The following is a 14398-nucleotide window of genomic DNA, read 5'->3' on the forward strand; positions in this document are numbered from 1 at the left end:
GATGGTCACTGCCCAGGCCGGACGGCCGGGGCGCCCGGTGCTGCCGGGCGCCCCGGATCTGTGCTCAGGACGGCAGTTTCCAGTTCTGGGCCGCCGAGGCGTTGCAGGTGTAGAGCTGGAGTTGGGTACCGGTCGTCGTCGTGGAGTTGGGGTCGTCCAGGCACAGCTTGGACTGGGGGTTGGTCAAGGAGCCGTTGGCGCCCGCGGTCCACTGCTGGGCGCCGCTGCCGTTGCACGTCCAGAGCTGGACCAGGGTGCCGTTGGTGGTCCCGCTGTGGTCGGCGTCCAGGCATTTGCCCAGAGTCCGCACCGTTCCGTCGCCGGCGACGATCCAGTCCTGGGCGTAGGTGCTGTTGCAGGTCCAGATCTGGACGTGGCTGCCGTCGGTGGTGGAGGAATTCGCGTCGTCCACACACAGGTTGGACGCAACCGCCGAGGTGATGGGGCCGATACGGGGTGACGCCGGAGCTGTGGTGTCACCGGCGTAGGAGGGCGGAGCGGCGGACGCGGCCGTCGCCCAGGAGGTGTTGGCGCCGGTGCCGAGCGTGTAGGTCAGGGTGCCGCCTGCGGTGATCGCCGACGTGGGGGCGTAGGCGTTGTTCCAGGCGGAGCCGTTCCATGTCGCGGACTGGACGTAGGGGGCGTTGTCGGCGGCGCCGTTGCCGTTGATCGTGAGCGTCTTGCCCGACGGCAGGGTGATCACGGCCTGCGTGAACACAGGGGAGCCCAGGGCGAGATCGGATGTGCCGGGGGTCTCGGGGAACATGCCGAGCGCGGACCACACGTACCACGCGCTCATCGCGCCGAGGTCGTCGTTGCCGTCGGCCAGCCCGCCGGGGGCGTTTCCCCAGATCTGCTGCTGGATGGCCCGTACGGTGCCCTGCGTCTTGTAGGGCTGCCCGATGTAGTCGTACTCCCACGGCAGTTCGATGCTGGGTTCGTTGCCGACCCACGCGTACCCGTTGTCGCCCGTGTAGCTGCGCAGCACGGTGTCCAGGTAGTGGCTCATCGCCGTGTTGCCGCCCTTGGCGCGCGCGAGCCCGCCGATGTTGAAGGGGATCATCCCGGTGTAGATCCAGGAGTCTGCCTCGACCATGTCGGTGCCGCTCGTGGGGTCGAAGCCGCCGGTCCAGGAACCACTCGCGTTGCGCGGCTCGACGAAGCCGGAGGCCGGGTTGAGGACGTTGCGCCAGTCCTGGGCGCGATTGGCGTACGTCTTCTGGTTGCCGGTGTCGCCGAGCGCCCCGGCCATCGCGGAGAGCGCGAAGTCGGCGGTGTTGTACTCCAGCGTGGTGGCCACGGGGCCGTAGAAGTTGCAGCAGCCATAGCTGCCGTCGTGCGGCATGTACCCGGGTGAGTTCAGGTAGTTGAGGCCCGGCCGGTCGTTGTTGGTCGTGCTCGCCTGCTTGACCATGTCCGCGAGGGCGGTCGTGGTGTCGAAGTCCCGGGCGCCGAAGGCGTAGTAGTCGGCGATGATGCCGTCCGCGGGGTCTCCGACCATCACGTACGACTCGCCGTTGTTCTCGGACCACTTGGGGAAGATCCCGGTCTGGGCGTAGTCGTCGACCATCGACTGTGCCGTGTCCGAGGCGACTTGGGGTGCGACCAGGGCTTCGAGTTGCGCCTGCGAGCGGTAGATGTCCCAGCCGGAGTAGTTGGCGTAGACGGCCTTGTGGCCGGCGTCCACGGTGTGCGTCCTGCCGTCGAAGCCGTAGTACTGGCCGTTGGTGTCGCTGATGACGTTCGGGTGCAGGAGTGAGTGGTAGAGCGCGGTGTAGAAGGTCTGCTGCTGCGCGGCGGTTCCGCCCGCGATCTGTATCTTGCCCAGCGCGCTGTTCCAGGCGTCCTCGGCGGCGGTGCGGGTCGCGTTGAAGTCCCACCCGGTGTTCTCCGCGGCCCGGTTGGCGGTCGCGTTGGCCACCGAGACGTAGGAGACGCCGACCTTGGCCTGCACCACCGGGTTGCTCGTGGTGTTGAAGGTGACGTAGCCGTTCGAGGCGCCGGCCTGCGGCGAGGCGCTGTCCTTGGTGGTCTTCGGGGCCGCGGCGGTGGGCGTCTTTCCGTGGAGCACGGGCTTGTTGGGCTGCTCGGCCGCGTTCTTGGACGCCGTGCGGGGCTTCGCGGGGGTGGCGGCCGACGTCTTGGCGACCGAGCTTCCCTGAGAGGCGAACGGCTGGTCGAAGACCATGTCGAAGTACACGGTGTACGTGTTTCCGGCGCCGCAGAAGCGACCGCTGGTGACCTGTCCGCTCACCTCGGTGTTCGAGACCTTGGTGAACTGCGTCGAGGAGGCCCCGTTCTGACTGCCCGTCAGCTTGAAGATCAGGTTGGCCTGGCTGGTCGAGGGGAAGGTGAAGCGCGCCATCCCGCTGCGGGCCGTTGTGGTCAGTTCGGTGGTCACCTGGTTGTTCAGCCCGACCTTGTACGAGCCCGCGGACGCCGATTCGTTGGCGTGCGAGAACGCGTCGGTGGCGCCGGTGTTGACCGTACCGACCGTTGGCAGCACCGGTATGTCGCCGGCCGCGCCGCAGCCCGGCCCGGCGATGTGAGTGAGGCTGAAGCCGGTGATGGACGAGTCGTTGTACTCGTAGCCGCCGCCGGGAGGCCGCGACGTCGTGTCGGGGCTCCACTGCACCATGCCGAACGGCACATCGGCCCCGGGGAAGTCGTTGGCCTCGTTCGACGTGCCGATGAACGGGTTGACCACGGCGGCCGGCGACGCGACAAGCGCCGCCTTTCCGGCCGCCCACGCGGGTGCGCACAGCCCGGCCATGGCCAGCGCCGCGGCCGCGAACAAACCGATCGCGGCCGTACCTGGAGGTCTCGACAGTCGTGTCACGGGGTTTCTCCTCTACTCGGAAGCGGGAGCTGGACGTGGAGGTGGAGGTGGAGCTGAACCTGGAAGCTGACAACGTTGTCTTCCCGTGAAGCTCGGAACTCCCTTGAGCAGCAGGCGAGTTGGACAACGTTGTCGCACCATCGGGACAAGGCGCCTGGCGATGCGGATTCGCGGACAGGGCCCCTGAAGCGCGGGCGAGAACTGTTCGTGAAGCTAGCTACACGGCAGGGTCATGTCAACGACTTGCGCAAGGACCCCGGGCTCACGTGCGACGCGGACGGACGGACGGGTACATCGGCACCGACAGGCCGTAGCTGTATCTGTTCGGCACCGCACCGCACCGGCCCCTGTCCGAACCACAGGACGCAGCCGCTCACCCCACCGGACGCGATTCGCCGTGGCGGCCCGCGCGTTCGCCGGAACCGCCTGCACCCGCCGTCCCCACTGACCTCGGACGGGACGGTCGGTCGCAGGAGACCGCCCGAGGTACGCATCCCTGAAGGGGAGTTGGCAGCTGGCGGTGAAGCGGAGTTCCGCGTGGCCGCACGGCTCCGCCGCCTCCGTGGTGCTATTCCGCCGTCGGCGGCGTCAGAAGCCGCCCGACGGCGGCGTTCCCCGCTGTGCCCTGGAGATGCGCGAGTTGGCCGAGCACGGCGCTATCGGGTGCGGTCTGCGCAATCCTCCGGCTCACGGCCGCCCGGGCATTCCCTTCCCCAGGCTCCCTGCGGAATGTCTCCGCCGCCTCGCGCTCCGGCTCGTCAGACATCCACCACTTCCTTCTCGATACGTGAAGCGAGCCAAGTCTGCCTTCCTTGGCGTTGCCCTGTCGCGCGTTCCGCGCCATCCGCTGACGGTGCATGGAGGTGTGTACCGGGAGGGCAACCCGGCGCGGTCGAACTCTCACCCTGTGGAGCGGCGATGGGTTCGCGGGGCCGGGAGAAGACGTAAGCGTGCCCCGAGATGTGCACCTACGGGCAAGCCATGCGCGCCGTGGCGGTGATAACTGTGTAAGGACACCGCTGTTGGTACATGCAGGAGGTCCCGTGCAATCCTTCGCTCACGACCATTCCCGCGCGGCGAATCAGGCACGGGGCACATCCTCCGCTCGGCCCGGTGCGGCACCGCTGACGGGGGCCTGGATCCGGCATCTGCAACGCTTCGCCTCGGGCTCCGCCGACCGGCAGGAGAACGATCCCCTCCAGCACGCCCAGGTGCAGCGGGCGGCTGTCGAACGGGCACTGGCGTCACCGGGTAAACCGATGGAAAGCGGTCTGCGCAGTGAACTGGAGGACCGGTTCGGAGGAGCCGACTTCAGCGGGGTGGTCGTTCACGACAACACGGTGGCCCGCGAGGCGGCGGCGGCACTGGACGCCAAGGCGTTCGTGAGCGGTCGTCACATCGTGGACGGCGGCGACATGAACACGCACACCTGGGCTCATGAACTGGCCCACGTGGAGGACCAGCAGAAGGGGTCGGTACCGGGTACGGACAACGGCGCGGGGGTGCAGATTTCCCACCCGAATGACGACGGTGAACGCCGCGCGGACGCGAAGGCCGATCAGGTCATGAGCAGTCCGCCCCCGGTACAACGGGCCACTGCCGACGCGCCGGAGAGGGAGCAGTAGGCGGCGCATGATGCGCAGGACGGGTGCGGTGGTGGAGCTCATCACGGGCATGGTCAGGCCGCTCCAGTTCGGGCTTCTCCAGTCGCTCCGCCGCACAGCGCACCGCGTACTCCGCGAGGTCACCCGGGAGATGTCTGCCGCCCGGACGCCCAAGCGCCCGGGCAACGGACCGTCAGCCTGTCGAAGAACCGCGGGTCAACCAGCCGGCGACGCCGCGGCTGGGGCCGTCCCAGTGTGCGGCCGTCGCGAGGACGGCGGCGGCAGCGCCCGTTCCGAGTACGGCGCCGGCGATGACGTCGCCCGGGTAGTGGACCCCGGTGTGAACACGTGAGTAGCCCACAGCGCAGGCCAGGAGGCCGAGAGGGACCGTTGCGGCCGGGAACACGGGTCCGACCGCCGCGGCGAAGGCGACGGCGGAGGCCGTGTGGCCGGAGGGGAACGAGGCGGATGCGGGCATGGGGACATGCCGGCCCGGGAAGGGCGAGTCCGCGGCGCGGTGCGGGCGTGGCCGCCGTACGAGACGCTTGCCGAGCAGGTTGGCCGTGGTGGACGCGACGCCGATCGCCGCGACGCCGAGGACCGCGGCACGGCGGGAGCGGCCGGGGCGCAGTGCCAGGGTGGCGGCGATCACGAGAGAGATCTTGGAGTGATCGGCCGCGGCGGACAGCCGGCGCAGCGCCGAGTCGAGCGTGGGTGTGCTGGTGACCGTCACGGCCTCGTAGAGGACCCGGTCGAGGCTGGCGAGATCGCGCAACAGGCCCTCCGGTACTCGTTGCTGCCGAGGGTGGTGGTCAATCATCGCTCTGCTCCTGGTCCTTGTCGGGTGCGGGGGTTGATAGGTCGTGGCTCTTCCGGTCGTAGGGCGACCGGTCGAAGGCGAGGCGTACGACGCGGTACCAGTCGACGGCCGGTGCGACATACGGTGCCCCCGGACGTTCCCGCGGCACGCGCACTCGCAGCGCGCCCGGCCGTATCGTGCACACCACGGGCGGGGGCAGGAGGAGCGCCTCGCCGTCCACGGCCACCGGGATGACTTCCTCGTCGGCCTCGACGACGACGCGGCGGGACGTCAGGGTCGTGATGCCGCTGGCCCGCTCGCCCAGCAGCGCCAGTTCGGCGGCTTGTACCGCGCCCCCGACCCGGACCGCGATCACGCCGAGCACACCCGTGTCGAGCCGTTCCCTGCGGCCACCGGTCAGGGGGTCGGCCCGTGCGTAGGGGTTGTTGCTGACCAGCACCGCCTGTGGGGCCTCCAACCGCTCTTCGTCGGTACGGGCACTGAGTTCGGCGCCCGCTTCGCCCGCCAGCAGGTCCGGCAACTGGTCGAGCGCGGTGGCCGCCTTGGCGTCGCGGTAGTCGGGGCTCTGCACGATGTGCGCGTAGGTACCGAACGACGCGGTGTTGACGAACGGTCGGCCGGAGATGTCTCCGAGGTCGACGCGGAGCTCCACGCCGTCCGAGAGCGCCTCCAGGCTGTTCGCCGGATCGTCCCGGTCCAGTCCGAGGTCCATGGCGAAGTGGTTGCGGGTACCGGCTGTCACGACCATGAACGGCAGACCGTGTTCGGCGGCCACTCCTGCCACAAGGGCCTGGGTGCCGTCGCCGCCTGCCACACCGAGCAGGTCCGCTCCCTCGGCGACGGCCTGCCGGGCCAGTGCCACGGGGTCCGGATTGGTGTCGAGGTCGAGCAGGATCACCCGTGCGCCCAGTGCCTCGGCCCGCTCCACGAGTCCGTACTGCCCGACCTTCCCGCCACCGGATTTCGGATTCATGATGAGCACGGCCCGCCGGGGCGCGCGCACCGTGCGGGTGTGCATGCCGTGCGGCTTGCGCAGTCGGCGCAGGGCACTCCTCGCGCAGCCGAGCGCGGCCGTCCACGCAGCGAGGGCGATGACCGCGACCAGCCACAGCCCGGACACGGCGTACAGCACCATGACGCCGACGGGTGCGGTGATCGCCAGCAGGGCACCGAGGAACCGGGCGATTCCGCGGTGCGCCAGCGCCCACCACAGGCCCGCGGCGGCCAATCCGAGGCCCGCCAGGCCCAGCAGGAGGATGAACCAATGGTTCGTGCCGACCACCACCGCGGCCACCGCTCCCGCGATGCACAGCAGGGCGAGGCGGGCCAGGGCTCGCGCCCAGCCGAGCCCGGTGTCGGGTCTCTGTCGTTCCGTCTCGCGCGTCGTTCCGGTCTCGTTCACTGTCGCTTCCCGGTCATGGCTGAGGCGGACGCTCGCCGGCACGGCGGGCACTCCGTCTGCCCGTCACTCCGGCGGTTCCTGTCGGTGCATGGGACGGTACGCGGTCTGTCCGGGGTGCGTCCTCGCTCCTTCGAGGACGGGGCCTGCGAAGCGCGACCTCATCTGCCCCGCAACCGCGAATCCGGCGTTTCCCGACCTCATTGTCCCTGTCCGCCACCCCGTCTCCTCACGCCGATAGGTGATCGACCGAGCCTCGGCGACACGCGTCGCGGAGTGGATCAAGAATACAGACCGGGTCGCGCCGCCCCTGCCGGACACCCGCTCCGACGCGTTGCCCCGCCGGATCGAGCGCATACGACGTCTCCCCGGGGTCCGGCCCCCGACAAGGCGCGCGCTCCCGGCGCTCTGTGGGTCGGGGCGCGGCCGAAGCAAAGAGTGCGTGCGGACTGGATTGTTGGCTTCAACCCTGATAGATCACCTTGTCATGGCCATGAGTGCGATGGAACTGCACAGCGTGAACCGTTGGGAGGCGTCCTTCCTCCGCGAAGAGGTGGACGGCTACTTCGCCCACGGCATCGAGTGCACGCCGGGCGGGACGGTACTCGACGTGGGCGCCAACATCGGTGTGTTCTCGGCCGCCGTGTATGAACGGCTGGATGGAGACGTGCGGATCTACGCCTTCGAGCCGATGCCGGCCCTCCACGCGACACTCGATCGGAATGCCCGTGAGTTCTTCAACGGCCGTCTGACCGCGCTCCCCTACGGCCTGGCGTCCCACGACGACGAACTCGATTTCAGCTACATTCCGGCCGCCACGATCTTCTCGTCCTCCTCACGGGATCAGGGCAACATCGAGGATGAACGCCGCCGGGTCACCGCCAGCGTTGTCGAGATGATCCGCAAGGGCGGCCTGGGACCGGTCCTTCGCCGGGTACCCACCCCTGTCCTCACCCTTCTCATCAGCCGCAAGCTCCGGGTGTTGCGACGGCTCGAGACGCACCGGGTGAAGGTCAGGCCCTTGTCAGGTGTGCTCGACGAACTGGGCATCGACCGCGTCGACCTGCTCAAGGTCGACGTGGAAGGAGCCGAACTCGAGGTGCTCAGAGGTATCGAGGAACGGCATTGGCCGCTGGTCCGCCAGGCCGTCGTCGAAGTGGAGCGCTGGCAGCAGAACCGCGACACGGTCCGCGAGGTCCTCCTCGCACACGGCTTCACGGTCCACACCGAGCAGGACTCGGTACAGCGGGCCGGCGACATCGGCATGGTGTTCGCGGTCAGGCCCTGACCAACCTGGCACCCCACACTCACGGCGTTGCCGACGGCTGACACCGAGAGGCCGACCGGTCTCGACGCCGACGCCGGCCGCTCCGGGGCGCACCGTCGTCATCGACCTGGCCCCGATCGGGTACTTCGACGCCTCCGGGCTACGACTCCTGTGCCACGCCGAGCGACCAATCACCGCGCGGCACGGATGGCTGCTGCTCGTCTCTCCGCATCCGATGATCCTTACCGCGGGAGAGACCTCATCGGCCGCCGCCGACGTCGTCATCGAGAAAGTCGGGCCGACAGGGCAGTCGAATCCCCTTCCCCACCCGTCTTTACGGGGGAACAAGGGAGGGCACTTTGAACGCCGACGATGAACGCGAGTTCCGCGAATTCGTGGCGGCGCGGTCGAGATCGCTGCTGCAAACCACGTACCTGCTGACCGGTGACTGGGAGCAGGCCCGTGACCTGCTCCAGACCGCGCTCGCGTCCACGGCCCGGCGCTGGTCGCGGCTGCGCGACCGGCAGCAACCGGAGACCTATGTCCGGCGGGTGATCTACCACGCCCAGATAGACCGCTTCCGGCTGCTCAGTTGGGGCAGGGAGACGGTCACCGACAGACTCCCGGACTCGCCCACGCAGGCCGCCGACTGGGCCGACACCGTGGTCCAGCGCCACGACATCATGACCGCCCTGCGACAACTCCCCAAACGTCAGCGCGCGGTGATCGTGCTGCGCTACTTCGAGGACCTGCCGGACGCCGAGATCGCCGACATCCTGGGCATCGCCCAGGGCACCGTCCGCAGCCAGACCCACAAAGCCCTGGCCTCCCTCCGAGCCGCCTTCGCCGTGACGGGGTCATCGACTCCGGCGTCCCCCTCCCCTGCCTCCGGAAGGAGCGCCGGCGCATGAACCACCCGAGCACGCATCCCTTGCACGATGCCCTGCACGCCCATGTCCAGGAGGGCGGGAGTGACGCTGCCGATCCCTTCCTGGCGGGCCTGGCGGACGACGCGTTGCGAGTCGCCCGGCGACGCCGGCGGCTGGCCCGCTCCGGGGCCGGTGTCATCGCCGCCGCCGTCATCGCCACCGTGGCGGTCGCCGTCGCGGACGGGGCGACCTTGCACGCGCACCCGCAGCGGCCCTCCGTAGGAAGTACGGGGAACGCTGAGAAGTCGACCCGGTTCTCCCTCCTGCCGATCACTTCGCGGACGGATCACACCTGCGCCTCCGGCAGCGACGGCTACCCCGTGCCCACGAGCATGACCAGCCAGGCATCCTGCGTCCACGTCGACCGCGCCAACGGCATGACCGGCGTCCGGGCCGTCTCCGCCAAGGCCCTCAACGGCCCCGCCGGCTGGGAGGTCGACCTGACCCTCAGCCCCACCGACCGGACCCGCCTCACCGACCTCACCGACACCCTTGCCACGGCCTCCCCGCCGCACAACGAACTGGCCGTCGTCATCGACGGCAGACTCCGGAACATCGTCCTCATCGCCGCCCCCCTCACCAAGGGCCACTTCTCCATCGCCGACCTCACCAGCGCTTCCGCCCACGACCTGGCCCTCCGCATGGGAACCGGGGAGTAGGCCGCCGTCCGCGTCACAGGGGCTCCTGCTCTCGGACGCCGCGTGGGCCGCCGACGGGTTCCACCGCTCGTGCGGCGGTCGCGGGCTGTCTCGGCTCTGGGGCTGCGCGTCGCGGGCCCGGAACCGGTCGATAGCGGGGGCACGATCACCGTCCACGCGATCTTCCACCGAGTTCCCCTACCCGCGGACCGTCTACGGTCGCGCAGCCGCATGGCACGGACGCGTCGAGCACCCGTGTGGCTCGCAACCCCTTTGCCGCACGGCGTGGTTGAAAAAGCCGGGTTCCGCGGACGGAAGCCGGGGTTCCGGCGAAGCGCTCGGGCGTTGTCGCGCAGCCGCTTGTCGTGGCCGCGCTGCTTGGGCGGGTACGGGAAGGGAGGGCACGGGCCGGAAGTGGCTCGGCGGGGCCACCTGGCCGCCGAGGTGAGGTCGCGTCGCGCGTGCTCCGCACCACCACCGGCGAGACCAGTCCAAGGCCGACGGGCTGCCGGGCGATCCCCGCAGCCCGGTGCGGAGGTCGGCCCGGCGGCCTGCGTCCTACCGTCCCCTGGTCGAGCCCGACCTGAGCCGGCGGCCCGGTGTGTCTTCCGAGCCCGCTCCACCGACACCTCGCCCATCGCTCTGGTGCGCCTTTGGTTCACGCCGGGCGCGGTCCCTGCTCAGGCGGATGCGCCCGTCGCCGCCGTGATCAGGGCGTTGGCCGCAGCGCGGGTGGTCGCGGCCACGGCCTCGCTGGAGTCGTGGTCCATGAGGGCGGAGATGCCGGCGCCGTCGTAGAGGATGTGGAGCTGGTGGCCCAGGGTGTCGGGGTCGGTGGCGCCGGCCTCGGCGGCGAGCCGGGTGAAGAGTTCGCGCATCCAGCCGCGGAAGGCGTCCGCCGCTTCCTCGACCAGTCCGCCGGGGGTGGCCTCGGCGCCGGCGCGGACGAAGGCGCAGCCGTGGAAGTCGGGGCGTTCGAACTGCCGCCCCTGGGACTCGAAGACCGCCAGCATCTTCTCGCGGGGCGTGTCGCGCTCCGCGACGGCTCGGGTGATCCGGTCGGCGGTGCCCGCGTGCCGGGTGTCGAGGTACGCCCGGACGAGCTGCTCCTTGCCGCCGAAGGTGTTGTACAGCGACGCCTTGGCCACGCCCGCGTGCTCGATGACCCGGTCGATCCCGACGGTCTGCACGCCCTCGGCGTAGAACAGCTCGTTCGCGGCGGCGAGCAGGCGCTCACGTGCCGACGGCTTGGCGGTGCTCTGGACGCTCGCCATGACGGTCACTCCTTCAGACAGATCTGTCTACATTATGCCCCGGCCGGGGCCGCTCCTCAGGTGTTGCCGTCCAGGCGCTCGCCCGGCGGGATCGCCGTCCCGCCCCGGCCATCACGCAGCAGCCCGAACAACGCGAACGCCGCGAGGACGATCACGGCCACGCCGTACTCCTGCGCGGTGACGGTCAGTCCGCCCGCGTGGACGACGAGGAACCCGGCGATCACGGCGGGCACCCCCATGCCCAGGTAGGAGACGACGAAGAGCAGTGACAGCACTCCGGAACTCTCGTGCGGCCGGGCCAGCGGCATCACCGTACGGATGCCGCCCTGGAAGCCGCTGCCGAAGCCGACGCCCGCGATGGCGGTGCCGACGAAGAAGCCGGTGGGTGAGGAGTCGCGAATCGAGACGAGGGTCAGGGCCACCCCGGCGAGCAGCGCGAGAATACCGGTGAGCATCACCGTCCGGGTCGCCGCCCTCCGCAGGACCAGCACCGATACGGCGGCCACGCCCGCCAGCACGAACAGGCTGAGCCCGCCCAGGACTTCGGACCTGGAACCGGTCAGCTGCCGTACGAGGGACGGGCCGAGCGCCCCGTACAGCCCGGCCAGTGCCCAGACGGCGAACAGTACGGGCGCGGCCACCAGCATCGGGCGGCGTACGGCGCGCGGCAGCTTGATCTCCGGCGCCAGGCTGGCCAGCGCCCCCGGCTTGCGGGTCACCGTCTCCGCCATCAGCACGACGGCGACGGCCTGGAGGACGAAGACCGCGAGCAGCCCCAGGTAGACCAGATGCGTGGGGGCGGGCAGGAACTGGACGACGAGACCGGAGACGAGCGCGCCGGTCGCCGTGCCGATCCCCGGGACGACCGCGTTGGTGATCGTGCCGCGCGGGCGGTCGATGTCCATCATCCCCGCCCCGATCGCGCCGAGCGCGGCGCCGGTCGACAGTCCCTGGACGATCCGGGCGACCATCAGACCCGCCACGCCGTCGGCGGTGGCGAACACCACCATCGAGGCAGCCTGCGCCGCCAGCGCGGCCAGCAGCACCGGCCGTCTGCCGACGTGGTCGGAGAGCTTGCCCATGGTGAGCAGGCCGAGCAGCACGGCCACGGCGTAGACGCCGAAGACCACGGTCGTGGTGATCGGGTCGAAGCCCCATTCGGCCTGATAGGTCGCGTAGAGCGGGGTCGGCGCGCTGGAGGCCGCCAGGAACGTGATGGTGATCGAGGCGAGGACGTACAACGCCACGTTCGGCGGCAGGCGCCGACCCCGGGCGGATACGGCAGTGGGTCCTGATCCGGCGTCGACGGGCGCGGCAACCGACGCGCGCGCCGGTGTGGGCGCCGGAACGACCGAGAGTTTCGTCATGACCATTCCCGTCCCCTGCATGAGTAGACCTGTCTGTCTAGCGCGGCCCACACTAGACAGACAGGTCTACTCAGGTCAAGCGGGAGAGGTGAGCGTCGCTCGTCACGCTCGGTTCCGGCCGGTGTGGTGGTCGCGAGGTGATCTGCGAGCAGATTGGCGAGCGGGGCCGTGAGCGCCCGGGTGGGCGCGATAAAGCGGCCGGGGAGGCGGACGTCAAGTTCCGACGGCCCGGTGACCGGCCCGGTGTTGGCCGCGGCTCAGGCGCGATCGCAGGTGGAGGGCGGTAGCCGGTTCAGGGCGCGGCGGCGCGGCGATCCAATTCGGAGGGAGGACGTTTGTTCGGGCCCGTTCGGCGCAGACGAAGGGCTGACACAGCCTTTGTTCGAAGAACCGGAAGCGGAGACGCACCATGGGAATCATCGCGTGGATCATCATCGGCCTGCTTGCCGGAGCCATCGCCAAGCTCCTGATGCCGGGCAAGGACCCGGGCGGCGTCATCATCACCATGCTCATCGGCATCGTCGGCGGTCTGCTCGGCGGCTGGCTCGGCAAGGTGATCTTCGGCGTCGACTCCATCGACGGGTTCTTCGACCTCTCCACCTGGATCGCCGCGATCGTCGGGTCCCTCATCCTGCTCATCCTGTACCGCCTGGTCACCGGCAACCGACGCTCGCACCGTCACGCCTGACCGGCCGCCGGCACATACCCGCACCACCTGAACGGCTCCCCCTGGCTCACAGGACGGGAGCCGTCAGCACGTCCGGGCCAGCCCTGGGAGCAGCATGAGGTACCGCCACGAGGGGGCGCACGTCGACGAGACCTTCTTGACACGGTCGACGGCATTTACGCGCCGATGCGCGAACCCGTGCAGTTGGGCCCTGTCCCACGACGTCACTTTCGCCGATTCGGGGGTACTTGGTCGTCACCGGGAAGAAAGGCGAATCATGGACCAGACAAACAGGCACACGCCCGGCGGTACCAACGGGCGCGGTGGCAGCCCCGAAGAGCCGGTCGGCGAGCTGGTGCAGCGCGCCTCTCAGCAGCTGACGGAGCTGATACGCGGCGAGATGCGGCTGGCGCAGGCCGAGATGACGGAGAAAGGCAGGCGCTACGGCAAGGGCGGCGGCCTGTTCGGCGGGGCGGGCCTGGTCGGCTTCCTGGCCCTCCAGGCACTGGTCGCCGCCGGGATCGCCGCGCTGGCCGTGCCGTTGCCGGTCTGGGCCGCCGCGCTGATCGTGGCCGCCATCCTCGGTTCGGCCGCCGCCGTGCTGGCCCTGACCGGGAAGAAGGAAGTCGCCCAAGCGGCCCCTCCAGCCCCTGAGCAGACCATCGACAGCGTGAAGGCCGATGTGGCCGAGATCAAGGAGAGTGTCAAACGATGACGCAACCGCCCCACGACGAACCCATCGCAGCCGGCACGGACGAGCTGCGCGAGCAGGTCGAGCAGACCCGGCATGAGCTTGGCGAGACCGTTCAGGCCCTGGCCGACAAGGCGGACGTCAAGGCTCGCGCGCAGGAGAAAGCCGCCGCGCTCAAGGAACAGACAGCGGCGAAGACCGCGGAACTGACGGGTCAGGCCAAGGCGAAAGCCTCCGAAGCGTCGGAGGCGATCCAGGAAAAGGTGCCCGACGCGGTCAAGGACAAGGCAGCCGTGGCCGTCGAACAGCTGAAGACCAAGGCGTCGCAGGCCGAGCAGGTGTGGCAGGACAACGCTCCTGAGCCCGTGCGGAACAACCGCACTGCTCTGATCGCCGCGGGCGCGGCTCTGCTGGCCGCCTACGTGCTGCTCCGCCGCAAGAAGAGGTAGGAGGGCTCAGGATGAAAGCCTCCAAGGTGGCCTACAAACCCGTCGGTCTGGCGCTCGGAGCGCTCAGCGGCCTGGCGGCCAGCGCGTTGTTCAAACAGGTGTGGAAGACGGTCGGCAACGACCAGGACGCGCCCGACGCCACCGACGAGGACCGCGGCTGGAGCGAGGTGCTGACGGCCGCCGTCCTGCAAGGCGCGATCTTCGCGGGGGTCAAGGCGGCCGTCGACCGAGGCGGCGCGGCGGCCACCCGCCGCCTGACCGGTACCTGGCCCGGCTGACCCACCGCGCTGCGTCCCGCCCTGACCGAACGGTCCGGCGCAGCGCTTCCGGTGCGGCCTGAACGGATCGTCGCCGGAGAGGTGTCGAGCGGGGGCGGGGGGGGCCCCCCCCCCCCGCCCCCCCCCCCCCCCCCCCCCCCCCCCCCGCCCCCGCCCCCCCCCCCCCCCGGGCCCCG

General features: G+C 70.1%; 13 protein-coding genes. 8 read left to right on the forward strand and 5 right to left on the reverse strand.

Annotated features, from left to right (window positions below; genetic code table 11):
* Positions 1–64: 64 nt before the first annotated feature.
* A complete protein-coding gene (locus ACIRB1_RS15215; RefSeq protein ID WP_403465842.1) occupies positions 65–2839 on the reverse strand; it encodes a lectin in 2775 nt (924 codons plus the stop codon).
* Between the two features lie 1043 nt (positions 2840–3882).
* Between ACIRB1_RS15215 and ACIRB1_RS15220 the strand changes: the two genes are divergently transcribed.
* Positions 3883–4464 carry a DUF4157 domain-containing protein gene (locus ACIRB1_RS15220; RefSeq protein ID WP_403465843.1) on the forward strand — a complete coding sequence of 194 codons (582 nt, stop codon included), beginning with the start codon at positions 3883–3885 and terminating at the stop codon, positions 4462–4464.
* Between the two features lie 172 nt (positions 4465–4636).
* Here ACIRB1_RS15220 and ACIRB1_RS15225 read toward each other — a convergent pair whose 3' ends face one another.
* Entirely contained in the window at positions 4637–5263 is a 627-nt protein-coding gene (locus ACIRB1_RS15225) for a phosphatase PAP2 family protein (protein WP_352181659.1), read from the reverse strand.
* The gene (locus ACIRB1_RS15230; protein WP_403465844.1) at positions 5256–6665 is read right to left on the reverse strand and encodes a diacylglycerol/lipid kinase family protein; all 1410 of its coding nucleotides are present in this window, start codon (positions 6663–6665) and stop codon (positions 5256–5258) included. The genes ACIRB1_RS15225 and ACIRB1_RS15230 overlap by 8 nt, the downstream gene beginning before the upstream one ends.
* A gap of 490 nt (positions 6666–7155) precedes the next feature.
* Between ACIRB1_RS15230 and ACIRB1_RS15235 the strand changes: the two genes are divergently transcribed.
* From ACIRB1_RS15235 to ACIRB1_RS15245, 3 genes are all read left to right on the forward strand, one after another.
* Positions 7156–7950: an FkbM family methyltransferase gene (locus ACIRB1_RS15235; protein ID WP_403465845.1), complete on the forward strand. Its 795-nt coding sequence runs from the start codon at positions 7156–7158 to the stop codon at positions 7948–7950.
* 338 nt (positions 7951–8288) lie between these two features.
* Positions 8289–8840, forward strand: a complete 552-nt coding sequence (locus tag ACIRB1_RS15240) for a SigE family RNA polymerase sigma factor (protein WP_403465846.1) — start codon at positions 8289–8291, stop codon at positions 8838–8840.
* On the forward strand, positions 8837–9517 hold the full coding sequence (locus ACIRB1_RS15245) for a SecDF P1 head subdomain-containing protein (protein WP_403465847.1): 681 nt from the start codon (positions 8837–8839) through the stop codon (positions 9515–9517). Before ACIRB1_RS15240 ends, ACIRB1_RS15245 begins: the two co-directional genes overlap by 4 nt.
* A 659-nt stretch (positions 9518–10176) precedes the next feature.
* Here the strand turns inward: ACIRB1_RS15245 and ACIRB1_RS15250 are convergent.
* Entirely contained in the window at positions 10177–10770 is a 594-nt protein-coding gene (locus ACIRB1_RS15250) for a TetR/AcrR family transcriptional regulator (RefSeq protein WP_403465848.1), read from the reverse strand.
* A 56-nt stretch (positions 10771–10826) separates the two neighbouring features.
* A complete protein-coding gene (locus ACIRB1_RS15255) occupies positions 10827–12137 on the reverse strand; it encodes an MFS transporter (RefSeq protein ID WP_403465849.1) in 1311 nt (436 codons plus the stop codon).
* 409 nt (positions 12138–12546) lie between these two features.
* On the opposite strand from ACIRB1_RS15255, the gene ACIRB1_RS15260 reads away from it, so the two are divergent.
* The 4 genes from ACIRB1_RS15260 to ACIRB1_RS15275 all read left to right on the forward strand — a co-directional run bounded on the left by ACIRB1_RS15260 (position 12547) and on the right by ACIRB1_RS15275 (position 14222).
* Positions 12547–12825, forward strand: a complete 279-nt coding sequence (locus tag ACIRB1_RS15260) for a GlsB/YeaQ/YmgE family stress response membrane protein (RefSeq protein WP_403465850.1) — start codon at positions 12547–12549, stop codon at positions 12823–12825.
* Positions 12826–13081: 256 nt separating this feature from the next.
* Positions 13082–13519 (forward strand): phage holin family protein, encoded by a 438-nt coding sequence (locus tag ACIRB1_RS15265; protein WP_403465851.1) that lies wholly within the window; start codon positions 13082–13084, stop codon positions 13517–13519.
* Positions 13516–13944 carry a DUF3618 domain-containing protein gene (locus tag ACIRB1_RS15270; RefSeq protein WP_403465852.1) on the forward strand — a complete coding sequence of 143 codons (429 nt, stop codon included), beginning with the start codon at positions 13516–13518 and terminating at the stop codon, positions 13942–13944. Before ACIRB1_RS15265 ends, ACIRB1_RS15270 begins: the two co-directional genes overlap by 4 nt.
* Before the next feature lie 11 nt (positions 13945–13955).
* Complete coding sequence (locus tag ACIRB1_RS15275) at positions 13956–14222, forward strand: DUF4235 domain-containing protein (protein WP_352181649.1); 267 nt, start codon at positions 13956–13958, stop codon at positions 14220–14222.
* Positions 14223–14398: the final 176 nt, after the last annotated feature.

Origin of the sequence: Streptomyces sp. NPDC096013, from assembly GCF_044763565.1 — a bacterium.
GTDB lineage: Bacteria > Actinomycetota > Actinomycetes > Streptomycetales > Streptomycetaceae > Streptomyces.